At 73.1% G+C, this 20,799-nt stretch carries 17 protein-coding genes and 1 pseudogene; 9 read left to right on the top strand and 9 right to left on the bottom strand.

Annotated elements, in window-relative coordinates; genetic code table 11:
* Window positions 1-5 precede the first annotated feature (5 nt).
* The 4 genes from AB0P24_RS18030 to sbnA are packed head-to-tail and all read left to right on the top strand — an operon-like array spanning window position 6 to window position 6,506.
* Window positions 6-3,272: an amino acid adenylation domain-containing protein gene (locus AB0P24_RS18030; protein WP_365795005.1), complete on the top strand. Its 3,267-nt coding sequence runs from the start codon at window positions 6-8 to the stop codon at window positions 3,270-3,272.
* Window positions 3,273-3,309: 37 nt separating this feature from the next.
* Window positions 3,310-4,314 (top strand): TauD/TfdA family dioxygenase, encoded by a 1,005-nt coding sequence (locus AB0P24_RS18025; protein ID WP_365795003.1) that lies wholly within the window; start codon window positions 3,310-3,312, stop codon window positions 4,312-4,314.
* Window positions 4,311-5,381, top strand: coding sequence for a 2,3-diaminopropionate biosynthesis protein SbnB (gene sbnB, locus AB0P24_RS18020; RefSeq protein ID WP_365795001.1), 1,071 nt, complete (start codon window positions 4,311-4,313; stop codon window positions 5,379-5,381). The genes AB0P24_RS18025 and sbnB overlap by 4 nt, the downstream gene beginning before the upstream one ends.
* 36 nt (window positions 5,382-5,417) lie before the next feature.
* On the top strand, window positions 5,418-6,506 hold the full coding sequence (gene sbnA, locus AB0P24_RS18015; protein ID WP_365794999.1) for a 2,3-diaminopropionate biosynthesis protein SbnA: 1,089 nt from the start codon (window positions 5,418-5,420) through the stop codon (window positions 6,504-6,506).
* A 109-nt stretch (window positions 6,507-6,615) separates the two neighbouring features.
* On the opposite strand, the pseudogene AB0P24_RS18010 reads toward sbnA, so the two are convergent.
* Both AB0P24_RS18010 and AB0P24_RS18005 read right to left on the bottom strand, forming a co-directional pair.
* A pseudogene (locus AB0P24_RS18010) lies at window positions 6,616-6,780 on the bottom strand (cytochrome P450); the annotation flags it as partial.
* Window positions 6,781-6,954: 174 nt separating this feature from the next.
* Window positions 6,955-7,722 (bottom strand): hypothetical protein, encoded by a 768-nt coding sequence (locus AB0P24_RS18005; protein WP_365794997.1) that lies wholly within the window; start codon window positions 7,720-7,722, stop codon window positions 6,955-6,957.
* A gap of 396 nt (window positions 7,723-8,118) precedes the next feature.
* Here AB0P24_RS18005 and AB0P24_RS18000 point away from each other — a divergent pair, with 396 nt between their 5' ends.
* Together AB0P24_RS18000 and AB0P24_RS17995 are read left to right on the top strand one after the other, a co-directional pair.
* Window positions 8,119-9,237, top strand: a complete 1,119-nt coding sequence (locus tag AB0P24_RS18000; RefSeq protein ID WP_365795209.1) for an MFS transporter — start codon at window positions 8,119-8,121, stop codon at window positions 9,235-9,237.
* Between the two features lie 9 nt (window positions 9,238-9,246).
* Entirely contained in the window at window positions 9,247-9,765 is a 519-nt protein-coding gene (locus tag AB0P24_RS17995; protein WP_365794995.1) for an adenylate kinase, read from the top strand.
* Window positions 9,766-9,775: 10 nt separating this feature from the next.
* Here the strand turns inward: AB0P24_RS17995 and AB0P24_RS17990 are convergent, their stop codons facing one another.
* Window positions 9,776-10,207 (bottom strand): VOC family protein, encoded by a 432-nt coding sequence (locus AB0P24_RS17990; RefSeq protein WP_365794993.1) that lies wholly within the window; start codon window positions 10,205-10,207, stop codon window positions 9,776-9,778.
* 101 nt (window positions 10,208-10,308) lie between these two features.
* Here AB0P24_RS17990 and AB0P24_RS17985 point away from each other — a divergent pair, with 101 nt between their 5' ends.
* Complete coding sequence (locus tag AB0P24_RS17985; protein WP_365794991.1) at window positions 10,309-11,328, top strand: YafY family protein; 1,020 nt, start codon at window positions 10,309-10,311, stop codon at window positions 11,326-11,328.
* Window positions 11,329-11,437: 109 nt separating this feature from the next.
* On the opposite strand, the gene AB0P24_RS17980 is transcribed toward AB0P24_RS17985, so the two are convergent.
* Window positions 11,438-11,686 (bottom strand): aldehyde dehydrogenase family protein, encoded by a 249-nt coding sequence (locus tag AB0P24_RS17980; protein ID WP_365794989.1) that lies wholly within the window; start codon window positions 11,684-11,686, stop codon window positions 11,438-11,440.
* 235 nt (window positions 11,687-11,921) lie between these two features.
* Here AB0P24_RS17980 and AB0P24_RS17975 point away from each other — a divergent pair, with 235 nt between their 5' ends.
* Window positions 11,922-13,877: a PAS domain S-box protein gene (locus AB0P24_RS17975; protein ID WP_365794987.1), complete on the top strand. Its 1,956-nt coding sequence runs from the start codon at window positions 11,922-11,924 to the stop codon at window positions 13,875-13,877.
* Between the two features lie 57 nt (window positions 13,878-13,934).
* Here AB0P24_RS17975 and AB0P24_RS17970 read toward each other — a convergent pair whose 3' ends face one another.
* The 3 genes from AB0P24_RS17970 to AB0P24_RS17960 form a co-directional block, all read right to left on the bottom strand.
* Window positions 13,935-14,384 carry a pyridoxamine 5'-phosphate oxidase family protein gene (locus AB0P24_RS17970; protein WP_365794985.1) on the bottom strand — a complete coding sequence of 150 codons (450 nt, stop codon included), beginning with the start codon at window positions 14,382-14,384 and terminating at the stop codon, window positions 13,935-13,937.
* Window positions 14,385-14,534: 150 nt separating this feature from the next.
* Window positions 14,535-16,958, bottom strand: coding sequence for a SpoIIE family protein phosphatase (locus tag AB0P24_RS17965; RefSeq protein WP_365794983.1), 2,424 nt, complete (start codon window positions 16,956-16,958; stop codon window positions 14,535-14,537).
* A gap of 325 nt (window positions 16,959-17,283) precedes the next feature.
* Entirely contained in the window at window positions 17,284-17,865 is a 582-nt protein-coding gene (locus AB0P24_RS17960; RefSeq protein ID WP_365794981.1) for a hypothetical protein, read from the bottom strand.
* A gap of 320 nt (window positions 17,866-18,185) precedes the next feature.
* Between AB0P24_RS17960 and AB0P24_RS17955 the strand changes: the two genes are divergently transcribed.
* Window positions 18,186-19,016: a universal stress protein gene (locus AB0P24_RS17955; protein ID WP_365794979.1), complete on the top strand. Its 831-nt coding sequence runs from the start codon at window positions 18,186-18,188 to the stop codon at window positions 19,014-19,016.
* A gap of 84 nt (window positions 19,017-19,100) precedes the next feature.
* Here the strand turns inward: AB0P24_RS17955 and AB0P24_RS17950 are convergent, their stop codons facing one another.
* Both AB0P24_RS17950 and AB0P24_RS17945 read right to left on the bottom strand, forming a co-directional pair.
* A complete protein-coding gene (locus AB0P24_RS17950; RefSeq protein ID WP_365794977.1) occupies window positions 19,101-19,523 on the bottom strand; it encodes a hypothetical protein in 423 nt (140 codons plus the stop codon).
* Between the two features lie 20 nt (window positions 19,524-19,543).
* Entirely contained in the window at window positions 19,544-20,758 is a 1,215-nt protein-coding gene (locus tag AB0P24_RS17945; RefSeq protein WP_365794975.1) for a globin domain-containing protein, read from the bottom strand.
* Window positions 20,759-20,799 lie beyond the last annotated feature (41 nt).

Genomic DNA, 20,799 nt, shown 5'->3' with positions numbered 1-20,799 from the left:
ATTCGATGGGAACGCGCGTGGAGACGGACCGGGACTTCTGGACCCGGACACTGACCGCCGGCGGTGCCACCGCCGTGCCCCGGTGGGTCCGGGTACCGGTGCCGGGAACGGCCGGGCACGAGACACCGGTGCCGGACGACGTGGCGCGGGCGGTGCGGGAACTGGCCTGGCAGCGGGGCCTGTCGGCCGGCGCGGTGCTGCTGGCCGCCCACCTCAAGGTGCTGTCCGCGCTCTGCGGTGAGCCGGAGGTGGTCACGGGTCACGCGACCGGTGCGGGCGGCGAGCCGCTGCCGTGCCGGGTGTCCGTCCCCGCGGGAAGCTGGGCGGCGCTGCTGGCGGCCGCCGGGCACGCCGAGGCGGAGGTGCTGGCCCACCGGGACCACCCGGTGACCGAGCTGCGGCGCGAACTCGGCCTGACGGAGCCGCCGTACGAGGTCGTCTGGGGCTCCCTCGGAGCCGACGAGACCCACGCCGACGAGACCCACGCCGACGAGGGCGTCCTGCACGTGCGCTTTTCCGACCGGGACGGCCGGCTGACCCTGCGCCTGCGGTACCGCACGGACGTCCTGGACGGCGAGGCGGCCGCCCGCATCGGCGGCTACCACCTGACCGCGCTGCGGCTGATGACGGCGGACCCGGACGCCGACCACGGCCGGCAGAGTCTGCTGTCGGCCGAGGAACACCGCGAGCAGCTGGAAGACCTGGCCGGGCCGCACCGCCCGCTGCCGGACGCCCGCGCTCACGAACTGTTCGAGCAGCGGGTACGGGCGCATCCGCAGGCCGTGGCCGCCGTGCACGGCACGCGGGAGTGGACGTACGACGAACTCAACCGGCGCGCCAACAGGCTGGCACGCGCCCTGCTGGCCAGAGGCCTGGGCCGGGAGGACGTGGTCGCCGTCGTCACCGAGCGAACCCTCGACTGGCTGGCGGCGGTGCTGGCGGTGTTCAAGGCGGGCGGTGTGTACCTGCCGATCGAACCGCACTTCCCGGCCGGCCGCATCGAGGCCACCCTGTCCCGGGCCGGATGCCGGCTGGCCCTGACCGAACCCGGCAGCACCGGCACCCTGGACCGGGCGCTGGCCGCCCTGCCGGGCGTCGAGAAGCTGCCGTTCGACACGGCGTACGCCGAACCGCACGCCGACGACGACCCCGGGATCCGTGTCGACCCCGGCCAGCTCGCCTACATCTACTTCACCTCCGGCTCCACCGGCGAGCCCAAGGGGGCGATGTGCGAGCACGCGGGCATGCTCAACCACCTCCACGCCAAGATCGACGACCTGGCGATCGGCGAGGGGACCGTGGTGGCGCAGACCGCGCCGCAGTGCTTCGACATCTCCCTGTGGCAGCTCGTCGCCCCGCTCCTGACGGGCGGACGGACCCTGCTCGTCGAGCAGGACGTGATCACGGACGTGGCCCGGTTCATCGACACCCTGGAGCGCGCCCGGGTCGGCGTGGTCCAGCTGGTGCCGTCGTACCTGGAGGTCGTCGTCTCCTGCCTGGAGCAGCACCCGCGCACCCTGCCGGACCTGCGGTGCGTGTCGGTGACCGGCGAGGCACTCAAACGGGAGCTGGTCCAGCGCTGGTTCGCGGTCCAGCCGGACATCGGGCTGCTCAACGCCTACGGTCTGACGGAGACGTCGGACGACACCAACCACGAGCTGCTGCGGGAGGTCCCCGAGCGGGTGCTGCTCGGCCGGGCCGTCGGCAACGTCCGCGTGTACGTCGTCGACGAGCACCTGTCGCTGGTCCCGCTGGGCGCCCCCGGACTGATCGCCTTCTCCGGCGTGTGCGTGGGCCGCGGATACGTCAACGATCCCGAGCGCACCCGGGAGGCGTACCGCACCGACCCGTACCGGCCCGGCGAGCGGCTCTACCTGGGCGGCGACTGGGGGCGCTGGCACCCCGGCGGCAAGCTGGAGTTCCTCGGCCGCCGGGACAGCCAGGTCAAGATCCGCGGCTTCCGGATCGAGATCGGCGAGATCGAGAACGGCCTGCTGCGGGTGGCCGGCGTCCGGGACTGCGCGGTGGTCGTCGCCGAGCGGTCCGGCGGCGGCAAGCAGCTCGTCGCCTTCTACTCCGGCAGCCGGCAGCGCCCCGAGGCCCTGCGCGAGGAGCTCGGCGCGGCGCTGCCCGCCTACATGGTCCCCGCGGCCTTCCACCGGCAGGACAGCCTGCCGCTGACCGCCAACGGCAAGATCGACAAGAAGGCCCTGACCAGGCTGGCCGAGAGCACGCCGCACGGTGACGCACACCGTACGGCCACGGACCAGCTCACCGCGACCGAGCGGAGACTGGCCGCCGCCTGGGCCGGCCTGCTCGGGGTGCCCGAGGAGGAGATCGGCCGCACCGACCACTTCTTCGACTCCGGCGGCACCTCCCTGACCGCGGTCAAGCTCAGCCTCGCCCTCGACCGCGCGGTGTCCCTGAAGGACATCACCCGGCACCCCGTCCTCGCCGACCTGGCCGCCCTCCTCGACGCCCCGGCCCGGCAGCGCCCGGAGCTGCTGCTGACCCTGGCGGACGGGAACGGCACGGCCGAGTGCGCCCTGGTGTGCTTCCCGTACGCGGGCGGCAACGCGGTCAACTACCAGCCGATGGCGAGCGCCCTGGCCGGCAGCGGCCTCGCGGTCCTCGCCGTGGACCCGCCCGGCCACAACCTGGCCGCGTCCCCCGAACCGTTCGCGCCCGTCGAGGAGGTGGCCGAACGGGTCGCCGCCGAGATCACGGCACGCGGACTGACCCGGGTCATGCTGTGGGGCCACTCCTCGGGAGCCGCCCCGGCCGTCGAGACGGCGCGCCGGCTCCAGCGGCGCGGCGTACCCGTGGAGCGGCTCTTCCTCGGCGCCCAACTGCTCGGCACCGCCGCCGGACGGCACGCCGGTGTCGCCGAACTGACGCACCTGAGCGACGCCGAGATCGCGGCGCGCCTGGCCGCGGACGGCGCTTATCCCGAACTCGCCGAACTGAACCCGCGGCACGCCGCGCACATCGCCGCCGCCTACCGGCACGACTGCGCCGAGGCCCACCGCTACTTCGGCGCGGCCCTCGAAGCCCCGCCGCCCGCCAAGCTGTCCGCCCCCCTCTCGGTGGTCGTCGCCGCCGACGACCCGCACACCGCCGGCCACGCCCGGCACCACCGGGACTGGCTGCTCCTGGCCGACCGCGTCGAACTGCTCGAACTCGCGGACGGCGGACACCACTTCCTGCGGACCCGCCCGGCCGAGGCCGCGCAGGCCGTCCTGACCACCGTCCTCCCCCTCGCCTCCTCCTGATCCGTCACACCAGGCGGTCGACCGAAAGGAACCCGAGATGCCGTTCTCCTCCCTGGCATCACCGCTCGACGTGGAGCGGCGGCCGGACAAGCCGGCACTGCTGCGCGTCGATCCGCCCGACGACCCCCCGAAGTGGGCGGCCGAGCACCGCGAGGCGCTGCGCGCGCAGGTCGCCGAGGACGGGGCACTGGTCGTCCGCGGTCTCGGACTGAGCGACCCCGGCCAGGCTGGTGCCGTCTTCAAGCACCTGGCCGGGGAACTCATGACGGAACGGGAGGCCTTCGCCCCCCGTGAGACGCACCGGCCCGGTGTGTACGCGTCCACGCCCTGGCCGGCCAACCAGCCCATGTGCATGCACCACGAGCTGAGCTACGCGCTCCAGGTGCCGGGCCTGATGCTGTTCGCCTGCCTCACCCCGCCCGGACAGGGCGGCGCGACGGCGGTCGCCGACGCCGAGGAGATGCTGCGGGCACTGCCCGCCGGACTCGTCGACCGGTTCGAGCGGGAGGGCTGGATCCTGACCCGCAGCTACAACGACGAGATCGGCGCCGGTCTCACCGAGTCCTTCGGCACCGGCGACCGCGCCGAGATCGAGCGCTACTGCCGGGCCAACGCCATCGACTTCACCTGGCAGCCCGACGGCACCCTGCGCACCGAACAGCGCCGCAACGCCGTCGTCCGGCACCCGGTCACCGGCAGGCGCTGCTGGTTCAACCAGATCGCCTTCCTCAACGAGTGGACCCTCGCCCCCGAGGTGCGCGAGTACCTGGTGGACGTCTACGGCGCCGACGGACTGCCCTTCAACACCCGCCACGGCGACGGCACCCCGATCGCCGAGGACGTCGTCCAGCTGATCAACAGCACCTACGACGCGCACACCCGGCGCGAGCCGTGGCAGGCGGGTGACCTGCTGCTCGTGGACAACATCCGCACCGCGCACAGCAGAGAGGCGTTCAGCGGAGAGCGGCAGGTGCTCGTCGGCCTGGGCGAACCCGTCCGGCCCGCCGAGGACTGCCCGGCCCTGGAGGCGAGCGAGCGATGACCGATGTGCTGTCGTCGGCCGCCCGGGCGGCCGTACCCGGGAGGCCGGCCGCGCCGACCTTCGCGGTGATCACCGGTGAGCGGGTCAAGCGCGCCCTGAGCGGCCGCGAGAAGGAACTCGTGGAGCTGATCGAGTCCGTCTACCGGCTGCACGACGCCGGAGACTCGGTCAACCCGCCGTCGTACTTCCTGCGCTTCGCCGACCGGCCGACCTCGCGGATCATCGCGCTGCCGGCCTCCCTCGGCGGGACGGTCCAGGTGGACGGCCTGAAGTGGATCTCCAGCTTCCCGGAGAACGTGACCGCCGGGCTGCCGCGGGCCTCCGCGGTGCTGGTCCTCAACGACCACGACACCGGCTACCCGTTCGCCTGCCTGGAGAGTTCGATCATCAGCGCCACCAGGACCGCGGCCTCCGCCGCCCTGGCCGCCGACTGGCTCAGCCGCGGCCGCACCCGCCCCACCCGGGTCGGGTTCTTCGGCACCGGCCTGATCGCCCGCTACCTCCACACCTTCCTGGCGGGCACCGGATGGGACTTCGACGAGATCGGTGTGCACGACCTGTCCGCCGACAGCGCCGGCGGATTCCGCGGCTACCTGGAACAGACCGGCACGGGCGCGCGGATCACCGTCCACGAGCGTGCCGAGGACCTGGTCCGCGACAGCGACCTCGTGGTCTTCGCCACCATCGCCGGCCGGCCCCACGTCACGGACCCGGCCCTGTTCACCCACAACCCGCTGGTCCTGCACGTGTCCCTGCGCGACCTCGCCCCGGAGATCCTGCTGGGCGCGGCCAACTTCGTCGACGACATCGACCACTGCCTGCAGGCCGACACCTCACCCCATCTGGTCGAACAGCTCACCGGCAGCCGTGACTTCCTGAACGGAACCCTCGGCGACGTCATGTGCGGACGGGCCGCTCCGCCGGCCGACCGCCCGGTGATCTTCTCGCCCTTCGGACTCGGCGTCCTCGACCTCGCCGTCGGCAAGTACGTCTACGACGAGGTGTCCCGGGCCGGGGACCTCTGTCTCATCGATGACTTCTTCCACGAACTGCGCCGCTACGGCTGAGGCCGTCGTCCTCGGCCCGGCACCAGGAGGCCCGCCGTGCCTGTCATCTCCGCTCCCCACGCCTTCAACGAGGGCGATCTCTTCGTCGACCTGGAGTCGATCTGCGGACACCCGCTCTACCTGAAGTGCGAGGCCTTCAACTTCGCCGGTTCCATCAAGCTGAAGGCCGCGAACGAGATGGTGGAGAACGCCGAGCGGGACGGAATCCTGAAAGCGGACTCCGTCCTCGTCGAGTCCTCCTCCGGCAACCTCGGCGTCGCGCTCAGCATGATCGCCGCGAGCAAGGGTTACCGGTTCCTGTGTGTGACGGACTCCCGTTGCAACCTGTCGACCAGGCTCCTGATGGAGGCGCTCGGCAGCGAGGTGCACATCGTGGCCGACCAGGACTCCAACGGCGGGTTCCTGGGCACCCGGATCGAGTACGTCCGCTCGCTGTGCGCGTCGGACGACCGGTACGTCTGGCTCAGCCAGTACACCAACGCGGGCAACTGGACGGCGCACTACCGCACGACCGCCCCGGAGATCGCCCGCCGGTTCCCCGAAGTGGACGTCCTGTTCGTCGGCGCGGGCACCACCGGAACCCTGATGGGCTGCGCCCGCTACTTCCGCGAGTGGCACCGGCCGGTGCGGATCGTGGCCGTGGACGCGGCGGGCTCGGTGGCGTTCGGCGGCGAACCGGGCCGCCGGATGATCCCGGGCCTCGGCATGAGCATGCGCCCGCCGCTGCTCGACGAGTCACTCGTCGACGAGGTGATCCAGGTGGAGGAGCCGGACACCATACGGATGTGCCATCGCATGGCCCGGCACGGCTTCCTGTTCGGCGGCTCCACCGGGACCGTGGTCAGCGGGGCGACGGACTGGCTGTCCCGGCAGGACGCCGGTGACCTCACCGCGGTCGCCATCGCGCCGGACCTCGGCGAGCGCTACCTCGACACCATCTACCAGACCAACTGGCTCCAGGACCTGTACGGCGACCGGATACTGGCCGCCGAGGAGGGCGACCGGGTGCCCCGCACCGGTGACGCCGACGAGGTGCTCGACACCAGGAACACCGCACCGCCGAAGCCGCTGCACCGGGAGCCCAAGTCCGCCTCCCGCGCACCGGCCCGCCGGCGCAGCACCTGACGGCCGCACCCGGCGGCACGTCACGCCGAAGCGCAGCCCCTCGGAGACGCCCGCGCGGCGCCACCCGAGGGGCCGCGGCGTGTCCGCGTCCGGGCGACCGGGTCCTGCTCAGCAGCACCAGAGCTGCGTTGCCGATCAGGTGGGCGGTGTTCTCGTACCCGGCGAACAGGATCAGGAAGGTCAGCGACATCAACTCGTCCTCGCTTTGCCGGTCTTCCTCGTCCCGTACGGCGATCACCGCGGAGAGCAGGTCGTCGGCGGGCTCGGCACGCTTGCGGGTGAGCCGCGGGGCGACCAGGGCCTGGCGCACGTCCTGGTACCGCGTCACCAGCCGGCCGGCGGCCCGTCGGTGCCGGCGGCCCGGTGCACGGGCCCGGCCTCCCGCAGCCTGGCGTACCCGGCATACATGTCCCGACCCTGGACAGTGCGTGCGGGGCCGGCCGGTCGGTCACCCGGCGGCCGGGGTTCCGTCGGCCGCGTCGGTGGAGCGCAGCAGCCGCAGGAACGCCTTGACGCCCGCGATGATCTCCTGGTTGTCGGTGAGTTGGTTCACCGTGGACTCGAACTGCCTGCCCAGCGCCGTGATCCTGCGGTCCGCCTCCTCCGCCCGCTCGTAGGTGCTCATGGTCAGCGCGTCCACGGTGCGGCGCAGTTCGGCGAGGGCCCGGTACTGTTCCTCCGCCTTCTCCTCCAGGACCCGCGTCCCGGCCTCGGCGCGGTTCAGCCGGGCCTGCACTTCGACGACGTCGTCCCGCGGATACGTGACGTCCTTCAGGAGAGTGCCCAGGCGCCTGCGGAGCTGGCCGAAGTACGCGCCGGCCGGTCGGAAGAAGGTGCTCAGCAGGAAGAACGCGGCGCACCAGTACCCCGTGAACTCGCCCGTCGCCCAGGTGACGGCGACGACGACCGCCGCCGTCAGGACGTGCCCCGCGACCGCCGTCCGGAGCATGGCGCGGGCGATGCGCGCGGCCTCGGCGTCCCGGGCCGCCGGGACCTGGATGCCCTTCTCCCGGCTGACCGCGATCTCGGCGAGCACCGCATGTGCCCGGAAGTACAGGTTCCAGGGCAGGGTGAGCAGGAGCAGTAGCCACAGCAGGCTCAGCACACCCGCCCCCACGGCGAACACCACGGCGGTCGGTGCCCCCGCCGCGTACGCGAGAACCAACGCCGCGGCCGCCGTCACGACGGCCGCCACCGCTGCGAGAAATCTCCCCATGCCCCGGTCTCCGTCTCCTGTCCGCACGCCGACACGGCCCATCGTCCCCGCCCCGACGCGGGGCGGCATGAGTAGCCGTACTCAGGGGAACGGCGCGCACGGGGGTTTCTCGACGCCGACGAAGTCGCCGGCCCGGCGAAGGAGTTCGAGGAGCCGACCGAACCCGGGTCGGCGTTGGCCGTCCACGTTCGACTCGGACACGCCAGCCCGGCGAAAGGCCGCGCGCGGTGGCCCGGCGGCGCGTGGCGGAATTCGGTTGCCGCGGGCTGGCGAGCCCGGTGAGGTGTATCCATGGACGGCGGCACGGAACAGGTGCGACGGGCAGGGCCGGGACGAACCCGTGCGACCACGCGGCAACCGGCCGCATGGCAGCGGTCGGCGGTGCTCGGGGCCCTGATGCTGGCCGCCTTCACCTTCAATACCGCCGAGAACCTCCCGGTCGGCCTTCTGGAACTCATCTCCGCGAGCCTTCGGGTGTCGCTGTCGGCGGTCGGTCTCCTGGTCACCGGCTACGGCCTGACGGTCGCCGTCGCCTCGGTGCCGATCGCGCACGTCGTGCGGGCCGTGCCCCGGCGGCACGTCCTCACGGCGCTGCTGGCCGCGCTCGTCGTGTCCAGCCTGGTCGCGGCGCTGGCGACCTCCTACTGGCCGCTGCTCGGGGCGAGGCTGCTGACCGCGCTCGCCCAGGCGCTGTTCTGGGCCGTGACGGGGCCGGTCGCGGTGGGCCTGTTCGCGCCCCGGGTGCGCGGACGCGTGGTCGGGGCGCTGTCCGTCGCGGGTTCGCTCGCCCTCGTGCTGGGTGTGCCCGCCGGGGCGTGGCTGGGCCGGCAGAGCGACTGGCGGGTGCCCGTCGCCGTACTCGCGGCCTCGGGCCTGCTCTCGCTGCTGACCATCGCCGCGCTGCTGCCGACCTCGCGGCCGCAGGACGAGCCCGCCGCCTACGCGACCAGGCCCGACGTCCGCCGGTTCAGGACGGTGCTGACGGCCGGGACGCTCTCCGCGACGGGGGCGTTCGCCGGGTTCACGTACCTCGTGCGGTTCCTGGGCGAGGTCAGCGGCTTCGCCACGGGTACGACCGACCTCCTGTTCGTGGTGTTCGGTGCCGCCGGCCTGGCCGGGGTGAGCGTCACCGGGGCGTTCCTCGACCGCTTCCCGTACTCCGCGCTGCCCGCCGCCGTGGCCACGCAGGCGGTGGGCATGCTCGGCCTGTACACGGCCGGCGGGAATCCGGCGGGGGCGGTGGTGTCCCTGGTGCTCATGGGCGGTGCGCTCGGGCCGGTGTTCATGACCGCGCAGAACGAGATGCTGCACTGCGCCCCGGGCCGCACCGACCTCGCGCTCGCGGCGAACTCCGGCTCCTACAACGCCGGCATCGCGGCGGGCGCCGCGCTCGGCGGACTGATCCTCTCGCTCGCCGGCGTACGGGGCACCTTCCTCGCCGGCGGACTGCTCAGCGCCGGGGCCTGTGCGGTCCTGCTCGGCAGGACAGGCGGCCCCCGCCCAACGGCGGGATAGGGTGCACCCATGGAAAGGATCTTGGCGGTGGGAGTCACCGGTGCGGGCAAATCCACGCTCGCCAGGACCTTGAGCAGCCGTCTGAGCCTGCCGTACCACGAGATGGACGCGCTGTACTTCAACGGCCCCGGCTGGGCCGTCAATGACAAGCTGACCGAGGACGTGTCACGGCTGACCGCCGGGCCGCGCTGGATCATCGACTCGCTCGGCTATCCGGAAGTCCGTGACCTGCTGTGGGACCGGGCCGACACCGTGATCTGGCTGGACTATCCCAGACGCGTCGTCATGCCCCGCGTTCTGTACCGGTCCCTGCGGCGCACCGTCACCCGCGAGGTCCTCTTCGGCGGCAACAGGGAAACCTGGACGGGCTGGCTGAGCCGCGAACACCCGGCCTGGTGGGCCTGGTCGCACCACGGATCCCGCCGTACCGAGGTCGAGCGCCGTGTCCGCGATCCCCGCTTCGCTCCGCTCGACACCCTCCGCTTCGGCCACCCCGATGACACGGCGGCCTGGCTGGCATCCCTGTGACGACGCCGGCTCAGGGCTCCCGGACGAGCGGCCGTGCGGGGTGCCGACGTGCGAACTTCTCGACGGCCGCCGGGGTGACGGGGGTGAAGAAGTTGACGAGGTTGCCGTCGGGGTCGCGGAGCAGCAGCGACCGGTTGCCCCAGGGCATCGTGGTGGGTCCGCTGACGAAGTCGGTGACGACGCCGGTCAGGTCGCGGTGGACGCGGTCCACGTCGTCGACGAGGAACTCGGTGATCACGCTGTGGTTGTCCGCCGGCCGGGCGGAGCCCGGGGCGAACAGCGGGACGGTGCGGGTGCCCGCGATCGCGAGGACCGCGCCCGCGGTGTGAAGCTCGGCGAAGTCCTCGGTGGCCCACGTCGCCCGCGCCCCGGTGGCCCGCTCGTAGAACGCGACGAGGCGTGCCACGTCGCCGGTGATGATGCGGATCGAGACGAATTCCATGGAAGCTCCCTGGCCGTGCGGCTGTACTGAAGGCGTGCACTGCGCAGGCTAGGAGAAATAGGGGACAGAATCGGTCCGGTATTTTGCGTTAGGTTGGGCGCATGTCCCGACCCACCGGCCGTGTACTGACACTCCTGGAGCTGCTGCAGTCGGGCGGCACCCGGACCGTCGCCGAACTCGCCGACCGGCTCGGCGTCGAGGGACGCACCGTGCGGCGGTACGTGGACCAGTTGATCGACCTGGACATCCCCGTGGAATCGGTGCGCGGCCGCTACGGCGGCTACCGGCTCGCGCCCGGCTACCGCCTGCCTCCCCTGATGCTCAGCGACGACGAGGCGCTGGCCGTGCTGCTCGGCCTCATCGCCGGCCGCCGGGCAGGGCTGACGACGGCGCAGCTCACGGCAGGCGAGACCGCGGCGGCGAAGATCCGGCGGGTGCTGCCCAAGCACACCGCCCGTCGCCTCGACGCCCTCCTGGAGGCACTCGCCTTCACGGACCGGCCCGGGGAGTTCGACACCCCGGACGCCGGCGTCCTGCTCACCGTCGCCGACGCGGTGCGCCACCGCCGGCCCGTCGCCGTTCGCTACACCGACCGCGAAGCACGGCGCAGCGAACGCACACTGCACCCGTACGGGATCGTCGCCCACGCCGGCCGCTGGTACGTCACCGGCAAGGACGCCGGGATCGGCGAGGACCGCACCTTCCGGCTCGACCGCATCGCGGACGCGCGGACCCTGCCCGGCTCCTTCGAACCGCCCGCGGGCCTCGATCCGGCACAGCGTCTGCTGTCAGGGTTCGCCACGGCCGACTACCGGCACGCGGTGACCCTGAGGATCCACGGGACGGCCGAGCAGATCCGCGCCCGCCTGCCCGCCGGCGTCGCGATCCTTCAGGAGGCCGAAGACGGGCACGAGCCCGCGGCGGGCCGGGACCGGGCGGCCGAGCGCTGGCTGCGCGTCGAGCTGCGGGCGGAGCGGCTCGACTGGTTGCCCCCGCTCCTCGCCTCACTCGACCGGCCGTTCGTCATCGAGCGCCCCGGCGAACTGCGCGACCTCGTCGTCGCGCACGCCGACCGCGTGGCCTCCTGCGCCCGCCGGGCCGAACCGCCAGGGACCAGCTGACCGAGCCGGGCACGACGCGCCGCCTTCTCCGCGGTGTCGGAACCGGCGGGCTCCCGCGCGCCCGGCCCCCTCCGGTGCGCCGTACCGCCGCAGCGGGCGCCGCCGCGGGTCAGCCCGCGTTGATGACCAGGCATTTGACCTGCGTCCAGTCCTCCAGGTAGTCGGGGCCCATGGACCGGCCGAAGCCGCTGTGCCGGTAGCCGCCGAAGGGGGCGCCGATGGCCCCGGCGGCGCCTTCGCCCACCGCGTCGCCTTCCTCGCCCTGGCCTCCCTGTGCCTGTGCGCCTGCTTCCTGGCCCTCCGCGTCAGCGACCGCCAGGTCCGGGAGGGGTACGGCAGCGCCCCGTCCGCTGCCCACGAGCGGCCCTCGCGACGGGGGCACGCGCCGGCCGGCAACGAACCGGATCCGAGCCCATGACCCCTCTGGGCGGTTCCCGGCCAGGTTCCGTGTCCTCTCACCGAACCGAGCCGCAGCGGGCCGTTGACGTACAGATTCGAACGCATGGCGGACAGTAACCGACATTTCACCCTGTTTCCCGTCCTGATGCGCTGAGATGACCTGATTCGGCGCAACCGGCGGGAGGGGGGCGGACATGGACACGTTTGCCGAGTCGGGTCTGGCTTGTTCGGCGACCGTAGCGGGCCGGGAGGCCTGCCGGTGTGGCGCGGCTGTCGGCGCTGACGGGCCGAAGGCCGCCGAGGAGAGATTCCGCGGCCTGCTGGAGGCGGCACCCGACGCCATGGTGATCGTGGACGACACCGGAACCATCCGACTCGTCAACGCCCAGACCGAGGCCCTCTTCGGCTACGGACGCGAGGAACTCCTGGACCGCCCGGTCGAGTTGCTGATGCCGCACCGTTTCCGTGGCCAGCACACGGTGCACCGCGGCGGATACGCCGCCAACCGCCAGGTCCGTCCGATGGGCGTGGGACTCGACCTGCACGGGCTGCGCAAGGACGGCACCGAGTTCCCCGTCGAGATCAGCCTCAGCCCGCTGGAGACCGCGGACGGACTGCTGGTCTCCGCCGCCGTCCGTGACGTCAGCGACCGCAAGGCGGCCGAGGCCCGCATCAACGAACTCGCCGCGCTCGTCGAGTCGTCCCAGGACGCGATCCTGGCGAAGACCCTCGACGGCTACATCACCTACTGGAACGCGGCAGCCCAGCGGCTGTACGGCTACACGGCCGAGGAGGCCATGGGCCGGCACGTGTCGCTGCTGTCCCCGCCCGAACTGCGCGGCGAGATCAGCGCACTCCTGGAGCGGCTGCTGCACGGCGAGAAGGTCGAGCACTTCGAGACGCTCCGGATGACCAAGGGCGGCGGTCTGCTGGACGTGGACGTCACACTCTGGCCGACCCGGGACACCGACGGCACGGTCGTCGGGGCGTGCGCCATCGTGCGGGACATCAGCGACCGCAAGCGCGCGGAGGCCGAACTGACCGCGCTGTACGAGCAGCAGCGGCACATCGCGCTCACCCTTCAGCGCAGCCTCATGGGCACGCCGCCCGCGATCCCCGGCCTGGCCACGGCGAGCCGCTACCGGCCGGCCACGCAGGGCGCGGGAGTGGGCGGTGACTGGTTCGACCTCATACCGCTGGGCGCGGGCCGGGTCGGCGTCCTCATCGGGGACGTGATGGGCCGCGGACTCGAAGCCGCCGCGGTGATGGGCCAGTTGCGCTCGGCCGCGCACGCCCTGGCCAAGACCGGCATGCAGCCCCGGCAGCTGATGCAGGCCCTCGACACCTGCGTCGAGGACCTCGACGTGCCGGACCAGCTGGTGACCTGCTGCTACCTCACCATAGCCCCGGACACGGGCACGGTGACCGTCTGCTCCGCCGGTCACCTGCCGACCCTGGTGGCCACCCCCGGCGGCACCGTCGACAGACTCCCGGCGCCAGTCAACGCCCCGCTCGGGGTGGGGGACGTCCTCTACGAGCAGTCGTCGACGGCCGTGCCGCCCGGCGCCACCCTCATCCTCTACACCGACGGCCTGGTCGAGACGCCCGGCAGCGACATCGAGTTCCGGATCGCCGAACTCACCTCGGTGCTGGGCGGGTTCTTCACCGCCCCGCCGAGTCTGGAGACCGCCGCCGATCACGTCCTGACCCGGCTGCTGCCGGAGGCCGACAGCCACGACGACGATGTGACGCTCCTGCTCGCCCAACTGCCGGCCGCACCCCCGGCGGCCGTCACGACCGACCTCCTGGCCGTCCCCTCGTCGGTGCCCGAGGGCCGTGCGTTCCTCAGCAAGGCGCTGCTCTCCTGGGACTGCACGGGCCCGGTGGACGAGGCCCTCCTGCTGCTGTCCGAGACCCTCACCAACGCCGTGCAGCACGCCGAGGGCCCCATCGGTCTGCACCTGTGCCGCACCGCCACCGAACTCACCGTCGAGGTCAGCGACCGCAGCCCGCACCTGCCCCAGCCCCGTATCGCGGCCGGGGACGAGGAGTCGGGCCGCGGCCTGTTCCTGGTCCGCACCCTCGCCGACACCTGGGGCGTGCGTCCCACCGACGAGGGCAAGACGATTTGGTTCACGCTGCGGCTGTGACACGGCCCGGTCGGGATGCCCGACCGGCGGTCTCGCCCCCCGGCCCCGGGGCCGGCGTCAGCCGTCCGGCTGTTGCTTCGGCGGGGCCACGAGGCGGTGGGGCAGGCCCAGTTCACGCCCGGTGACCATCTCGGACTCGATCCGGACGAACACCGGTTCGCTGATCGGCAGCCATGAGTGGGGGCCGGCCTGCGACAGCCGTGCCCGCTCCGCGGGATCGCTCACCACCGCGGCCCGTCCGGTGACGACCACGCTCCAGCCGGACCGGTTCTCGGCGTCGATCTCGTCCGCCTCGAAGGCCACCACCACGCCTCCGATCGCACGGACCAGATCCGACCCAGCGGCGGTGCACAGCAGCACCGAGGCATCCGTGTCCAGCGCGAAGTTGACCGGAAGGACCGCGGGCAGTGCCTGCTGGGTGTAGACCACCCGACCGACCGGCACCTTGGCGAGCAGGCGAAGGCACTCCTGGCGGTCGAGTGCGCGAAAGCCGTCGTTCGGGGGCATCCGTCCATACTCCTCCTGGCGTGTTCGGGGCTGTAGGGCCGACAGGCCCTATCTCGGGCCCGCCCCGCACGTACTCACGGACCGCGCCGGCCGGCGTGCGCGGCTCGTACGGCTCGTGCGTGAGCGGGCATCGCTGCTGCCCGCCTGCCGTCACGTGTCCTGCCCGGCCAGTTCGATCTCGGCCCAGATGGTCTTGCCGCCCGGCTCGTGACGGGTGCCCCAACGCGAGGCGAGCTGGGCGACCAGCAGCAGGCCGCGGCCGCCCTCGTCATAGGTGCGGGCCCGGCGCAGGTGCGGGGCGGTGCCGCTGGCGTCGGAGACCTCGCAGATCAGCGTCGCGTCCCGGATCAGCCGCAGCTGGACGGGCGGCTGCCCGTAGCGGATCGCGTTGGTGACGAGTTCGCTGACCACCAGCTCGGTGGTGAACGCCGCCTCCGGCAGGTGCCAGGCCTCCAGCCGGGCCAGCACCTGGGTGCGGGCGTCGGTCACCCGGGCCGGGTCGAAGGGCACGTCCCAGGTGGCGACCCGGCCGGCGTCCAGCACCCGGCTGCGGGCGACGAGCAGGGCGACGTCGTCCTCGGGCTGCGGGGGCAGCAGCCTCCGGGTCAGGTCGTCGCACAGCTCCTCCAGCGGTCGGCAGGCGGCCCGGTCGAGCAGACGGCGCAGCCGCGCCAGGCCACTGCCCACGTCGTGCCCGGTGTTCTGGACCAGGCCGTCGGTGTACAGCACCAGGAGGCTGCCCGCGGGCAGCTCCCGCTCGACGGTCTCGAAGGGCAGCCCTCCCACGCCCAGCGGCGGCCCGGGCGGTACGTCGAGGAAGTCCGCCGGGCCGTCCGGGCCGACGAGCGCGGGTGGCGGATGCCCCGCGCTGGCGGCCGTGCACCGGCGCGAGATGGGGTCGTAGACCACGTACAGGCAGGTGGCGACGAGATCGGTACAGGGATCGAGGTCGGACTCGTGGCCCGCCGTGCTGTCCTCCTCGGCCGCCAGGTGCGAGACGAGGTCGTCAAGGTGGGTGAGCAGTTCGTCGGGGGGAAGCTCGACGTCGGCCAGCGTGCGCACCGCGGTCCGCAGCCGCCCCATGGTGGCCGACGCCCGCAGCCCGTGCCCCACCACGTCGCCCACCACCAGCGCCACCCTGGCGCCCGAGAGCGGGATCACGTCGTACCAGTCACCGCCCAGCCCCGCCCGGGTACGGGCCGGAAGGTAGCGATGGGCCACCTCGACCGCGTCCTGGGCCGCGAGCCGGTGCGGCAGGAGGCTGCGCTGCAGGGCCAGCGCGGTGTCGCGTTCGAGGGTGTAGCGGCGGGCGTTGTCCACGGCCACGGCGGTGCGCGCGGCGATCTCCTCGGCCAGCAGCAGGTCGTCGTGGGTGAACGGCTCCGCACGCCGGTGCCGGACCAGGACCGCCACGCCGAGGGTGATGCCGCGGGCGCGCAGCGGAACGACCATGATCGAGTGCATCCGGAACTTGCGGACCACCCCCGCCCGCTCGGGATCGGCCCCCACCCAGTCCCGGATCGCCTCGTCCTCGGCGTTGTGCAGCGAGGGCCGGCCGGTGGCCAGGCAGCGGACAGGGGGCGCGGACGCGGGGTAGGCGTCGGCGTCTCCCGGCTCGATCACCGCCTCGGGCGTCCCGGGCAGCACGGACTGCTGCGCCGCCCGCCGCAGCAGGACCATGCCCGTGGCGGACTGTTTCGGCTCGACGCCGCGGCACAGGGAGTCGAGCAGGTCGACGGTGACGAAGTCGGCGAGCCGGTCCACCGTGACGTCCGCCATCTCCTGCGCCGTGCGCATCACGTCCAGCGTGCTGCCCAGCTGGGCGCTGACGTCGTTGAGCAGCGTGAGCCGTTCCCGCGCCAGGAACTGTTCGCTGACGTCCAGCGCGGACACCTCCACGTGCCGCACCTGCCCCGCCGGTGTGACCAGCGGGGAGACGGTGACGGACCAGACCTTCTCGGGGCCGTCCGGCCGGGCCCGGCCCCGCAGGTGGAGCTCCTCGGGCACACCCGTCGCCAGGACCCTGCCCATGCCGTCCTCGACCCGGTGGCACAGGTGCGCGGGCAGGATGTCGGTGACCCGCTGGCCGCGCATCCGCTCCTCGCACAGACCCAGCTCGCGCACGGCACCGGCGCTCGCCCGCACCGCCCGCAGGGAGCCGTCGTACACCATCACGGGCAGCCGGCACTGGACGAACGCCTCGTCGCCCGTGACCTCCTCCGGCGGCGACGGCTCCGGTCGCGTCACCACCAGAAGCCGCTGGGCGCGGCCCGCTCCGTCGACCGACGGATACGCCCGCACCCGCACCGCCACGGGCCGGCCGTCCCGGTGCCGGAGCAGGGCCGTCGTCGCGGCCCCGCTCAGGGCCGCGAGGCCGTCCCCGGTGCCGTCGTCCGATGCGATCAGACGAGTGACAGGGCTGCCGACGGCCTCCTGACAGGGGTAGCCCAGCAGCCGCTCGGCGCCCGCACTCCACCCGGTCACGACTCCCCGGTCGTCGACGACCGCCGTGGCCGGGTCCGCCGGATCGGGCGCTACGGCTCCGCTCCCGCCGAGTGGGTTGGCATCACGCATGCCGGTCACCGCCCGTTCTGCCGGCTCGGCCGCCGTGGCCCCGGACGAACGCCGGACGGTCATGGAACGTCCGAGGCGGCCGGTCTCACCGCATCGACCTTGTTCCTCGTTTGTGTCGTCTTCGTCTCTATCGTTCTCCACTCGCTCCCGTGCGTCACTTCCATCGCCGCCGATGCCGCGATCGGGGAGGTGAGGGATGCGGCCCGGCCGGCGCCCGGGAGCGGACCGGACGCTTCGGCGGCGACACGGGGTGCTGAAGGGGGCACGTGGCGTGGCGGACGGGTTGCTCCGGCCCCGTGGCCCGGAGCCGGGATCCTGCGCGTCCTCAGCTGGTCTTGTGGCCCCACCGGGGTCCCACGAGCTCCCACTGCCTGTCCCACTCGTCGATGCGGCGCCGGTCGAGCCGCCGCCGGGCGACCGCGCCTGCCGCGAACACCACACCGCCGAGAGCGGCCGCCGCCGCCGCGCCCAGGAAGCCCGACTCGATCGCCGCTTCCGCGGGGTCCGGCGGCGCCGGGGTCAGACGGCCCTGGCCGTCCTGCCAGACCGTGACCTCGGACCCTGCCTTGAGGCCGGCGTGCACCAGGGTCCGGCCGGTGTGCGTCCGGCCGTCGGGTGCGGTCCAGCGCACCGTCGTCACACGGCGCTCGGTCGTCGTGCCGATCGCCGGGGTGGCGCGCGGCACGTCGTCGAGGAGCACGGCGCGGACGGACTGCCGTTCGGCCCGCAGCTGTGCGAACGCCTCGTCCGCGGCGTGGGCCGTCACCAGCCCGGTGACGGCACCGCCCGCGGCGAAGACCGCCCATACGGCCAGCACGATCCAGGACTCCACGATGTCGTCGTGGCGCCGCAGCGGGTTGCTCCGCCACCGCCACAGCCATTTCCTCGCGTACTTGCCCCTGGGCATCGGTCCGCACCTTCTTCATGTCGTCGTGGTGACATCCCTGAAGGTGACAGCCGGCGCGGTGGCCGGGCATGAGCCGAACAGGGGCGGTCACAGGGCCACTTGGCACCGGCTCCACGGCCTGACGGTGCGTGGCGGCACTCGCCCGGCGACCCCATACGGTCTGAACGGCCCTTGCCCATGGGCCGTTCGGCGGTTGCCCGGGTTCCATCGGCATCTGCTGGGGGCGGCGGCGTACGGGAAGCATCGTCCGAAGAATCCGCTGCGCGGTGTCGAACGGTGCTGCCACCACACCGCCTGCCGTGGGAAGGAGAGGTACGACCATGACCCTGCGTCACATAGTCGTCGGCGTCGACGGCTCCATGACCTCTGTGCGAGCTCTGGACCGGGCCGCGGCCGAGGCCGTCCGGCACGGCGTCACGCTGCGCGTGCTGTATGCGGTTCCCGACCGCGACGAGGCCGAACCGGTCCTGGGCTACGCCGTCTCGCGCCTCAGCGAGCGGCATCCGGGGCTGTCCGTCGAGACCGTCGCGGCCGAGGGGGGCGTGGCGCACGCCCTGGCGCGCGAGAGCGAGGGCGCCACCCTCACCGTGGTCGGAACACGCGGCCTGGGCACGGTCGCGGGCTCGGCGTTCGGCTCGGTGAGTCTGCGGCTGGCCGCGCTGGCCCACGGACCGCTCCTGGTCGTCCGCGGGGACCACCGCTGCGACGAGGGCCGGCCCGTGCTGCTGGGCCTCGCCGACGACTCGGACGTGCGGGCGGCGGAGTACGCCTTCCAGGAGGCCGAGCGGCGCGGCGTGAGCCTGCGTGTCCTGCATTCCTGGAGCCACCGGCACGTCACCCCCGAGCTGCCCTCCCTCATGGCGGTGCGCAGCCCCGGCCAGGAGCGGATGGTGCGGGAGAGCCTGGCCGAGGACGCCGTGACGCACTTCGCCCTCAGCCACCTGGAGGACCAGTATCCCGAGGTCGTCGTGGAGTCCCACACGGTCCGTTCCGCGCCCGCTCCGGCACTGCTGGCGGCGTCCGCGGAAGCCGCCGTGGTGGTCGTCGGCGCCCACCGCCGCACCGGTGTGTTCGGACCACGCCTCGGCCCGGTCACCCACCTGCTGTTGCACCGGTCGCACTGCCCCCTGATCGTCGTACCGGAGGGATGACCCCCGCACGGCTGACGGCCTTTCGCACATGACCGGAGCGGCACCGCGAGGAAGCGGTGCCGCTCCGGTCGTTCGACGTCGGCGTCAGGCCGGGCGGGAGCCCTCGTCGGCGGTGTCGCCGTCCGTGCCGTGGGACTGCGGGCGTCCGCCGCGCCACGGCGGGGTGGCCGCCCGGCGTCCGTCGCTCCAGGCCTCGGCGGCCCGGTCCGTCTGGCGGCGCAGTCGGTCCTGGAGCCGGTCGACGGCCTCCGTGGCCGTGGCCTCCCCGGGCACCGTGACGACCACCTGACGGCCGCCGATGTGCAGGTCGGCCGTGGCCGACCACGGGTGGCCGGCGTGGTGGGCGACCGCGCGCAGGATGCGCACCTCGCCGCTGACGGCGGGCAGCCCCGGCCTGCTCAGCACGGCGTCGATCTTCGTCCGGGCGTACGCCAGGGTCTCCTGGTCGGCGGTGCCGTCGGAGCGCAGCTCGACGGCGGGCGTCGTCCGGGTGTGGTCGGTGGTCATGCGGTTCTCCTTGAGTCGGTTCAGGCGGTGGTGTCCGGCAGCCACAGATCGGGGCCGAACACCTCGTAGCGGATGCGGCGTGCGGGCACGCCGGAGCGCAGCAGCTGCCCCCGTACGTCCCGCATGAAGGGGAGCGGACCGCACAGGAACACCGTTGCGTTGTCGGGGAGTTCGATGTGGCTCAGGTCCATCGGGCCGGTGCGCGCGTCGGGTTCCTCCGGTCCGGGGCGCTCGTACCAGAAGACGGCGCGGGCGCTCGGCAGCCGGGTGACGAGGTCGTGCGTCTCGGCGCGCAGGGCGTGCTCGGTGGGGGAGCGGTCGGCGTGCAGGACCAGGACCCGGCGGATCGAGCGGAGGCCGGCCAGGTGGGCGAGGATGCCGGTCATGGGGGTGCAGCCGATGCCCGCCGAGACCAGGACGACGGGCGTGGTGGTGTCCACCGGGTCGTCGAGGAAGACGTCACCGAACGGCGCGGACAGCAGCAGCTCATCGCCCTCGTGGACGGTGTCGAACAGCAGGTTGGAGACCTCCCCGTCCGGATCGCCGGCGTGCCCCGTGACCCGCTTCACGGTGATCCGCCGCAGTCCGTCCCCCGGGTCCGAGGAGAGGCTGTACTGGCGCAGCTGGTGCACCCCGTCCGCCATGCACACGCGGACGCTGACGTACTGGCCCGCGCGGGCACGCGGGATGCGTTCGCCGTCCGCCGGCCGCAGCACGAAGGAGACGGCGTCGGGGGTCTCGGTACGGCGTTCGACGACCGTCCAGGGCCGCCAGATCCCGCCGGGCTGGACGCCCGCGTCCTGGTAGAGGAGCGCCTCCCGGCTGATCAGGGCACCGGCCATGAGCCAGTACACCTCGTCCCAGGCGGCCGCCACCTCCGGGGTGACCGCGTCCCCGAGGACCTCGGCGATCGCGCCGAACAGGTACTTGTGCACGATCGTGTACTGGTCGTCGGTGACGCCGACCGCGGCGTGCTTGTGCGCGATCCGGGACAGCAGCTGGTCCGGCCGGGTCCCGGGGTTCTCCAGCAGCGCGCCCGCGAACGCGGCGATCGCACCGGCCAGCGCACGGCGCTGCTCCCCGCTCGCCTGGTTGCCGCGGTTGAACATGCCGTCGAGCAGCTCCGGCCGGTCATGGAACATCGTGGCGTAGAAACGGGTCGTGATCTCGTCGAGCGCTCCGGCCACGGCGGGCAGGGTGGCGCGTACCAGGGCGGCGGATTCCGCGGACAGCATGGGGTCTCCCGGACGGGGTGGACGATGGGAAGGAGGCGACG

It is taken from the genome of Streptomyces sp. NPDC086519 (assembly GCF_040686075.1).
In the GTDB taxonomy this organism is placed as follows: Bacteria; Actinomycetota; Actinomycetes; order Streptomycetales; family Streptomycetaceae; genus Streptomyces; species Streptomyces shenzhenensis.
Note: the sequence above shows the minus strand (reverse complement) of the source record. Positions and strands in the feature narration are given on the sequence as shown.

Coding starts and splice junctions, on each gene's coding strand:
- AB0P24_RS18030 (WP_365795005.1), top strand. CDS start 6: ATGGGAACGCGCGTGGAGACGGACCGGGACTTCTGGACCCGGACACTG.
- AB0P24_RS18025 (WP_365795003.1), top strand. CDS start 3,310: ATGCCGTTCTCCTCCCTGGCATCACCGCTCGACGTGGAGCGGCGGCCG.
- sbnB (WP_365795001.1), top strand. CDS start 4,311: ATGACCGATGTGCTGTCGTCGGCCGCCCGGGCGGCCGTACCCGGGAGG.
- AB0P24_RS18005 (WP_365794997.1), bottom strand. CDS start 7,722: ATGGGGAGATTTCTCGCAGCGGTGGCGGCCGTCGTGACGGCGGCCGCG.
- AB0P24_RS18000 (WP_365795209.1), top strand. CDS start 8,119: ATGCTGGCCGCCTTCACCTTCAATACCGCCGAGAACCTCCCGGTCGGC.
- AB0P24_RS17995 (WP_365794995.1), top strand. CDS start 9,247: ATGGAAAGGATCTTGGCGGTGGGAGTCACCGGTGCGGGCAAATCCACG.
- AB0P24_RS17990 (WP_365794993.1), bottom strand. CDS start 10,207: ATGGAATTCGTCTCGATCCGCATCATCACCGGCGACGTGGCACGCCTC.
- AB0P24_RS17985 (WP_365794991.1), top strand. CDS start 10,309: ATGTCCCGACCCACCGGCCGTGTACTGACACTCCTGGAGCTGCTGCAG.
- AB0P24_RS17975 (WP_365794987.1), top strand. CDS start 11,922: ATGGACACGTTTGCCGAGTCGGGTCTGGCTTGTTCGGCGACCGTAGCG.
- AB0P24_RS17970 (WP_365794985.1), bottom strand. CDS start 14,384: ATGCCCCCGAACGACGGCTTTCGCGCACTCGACCGCCAGGAGTGCCTT.
- AB0P24_RS17965 (WP_365794983.1), bottom strand. CDS start 16,958: ATGCGTGATGCCAACCCACTCGGCGGGAGCGGAGCCGTAGCGCCCGAT.
- AB0P24_RS17960 (WP_365794981.1), bottom strand. CDS start 17,865: ATGCCCAGGGGCAAGTACGCGAGGAAATGGCTGTGGCGGTGGCGGAGC.
- AB0P24_RS17955 (WP_365794979.1), top strand. CDS start 18,186: ATGACCCTGCGTCACATAGTCGTCGGCGTCGACGGCTCCATGACCTCT.
- AB0P24_RS17950 (WP_365794977.1), bottom strand. CDS start 19,523: ATGACCACCGACCACACCCGGACGACGCCCGCCGTCGAGCTGCGCTCC.
- AB0P24_RS17945 (WP_365794975.1), bottom strand. CDS start 20,758: ATGCTGTCCGCGGAATCCGCCGCCCTGGTACGCGCCACCCTGCCCGCC.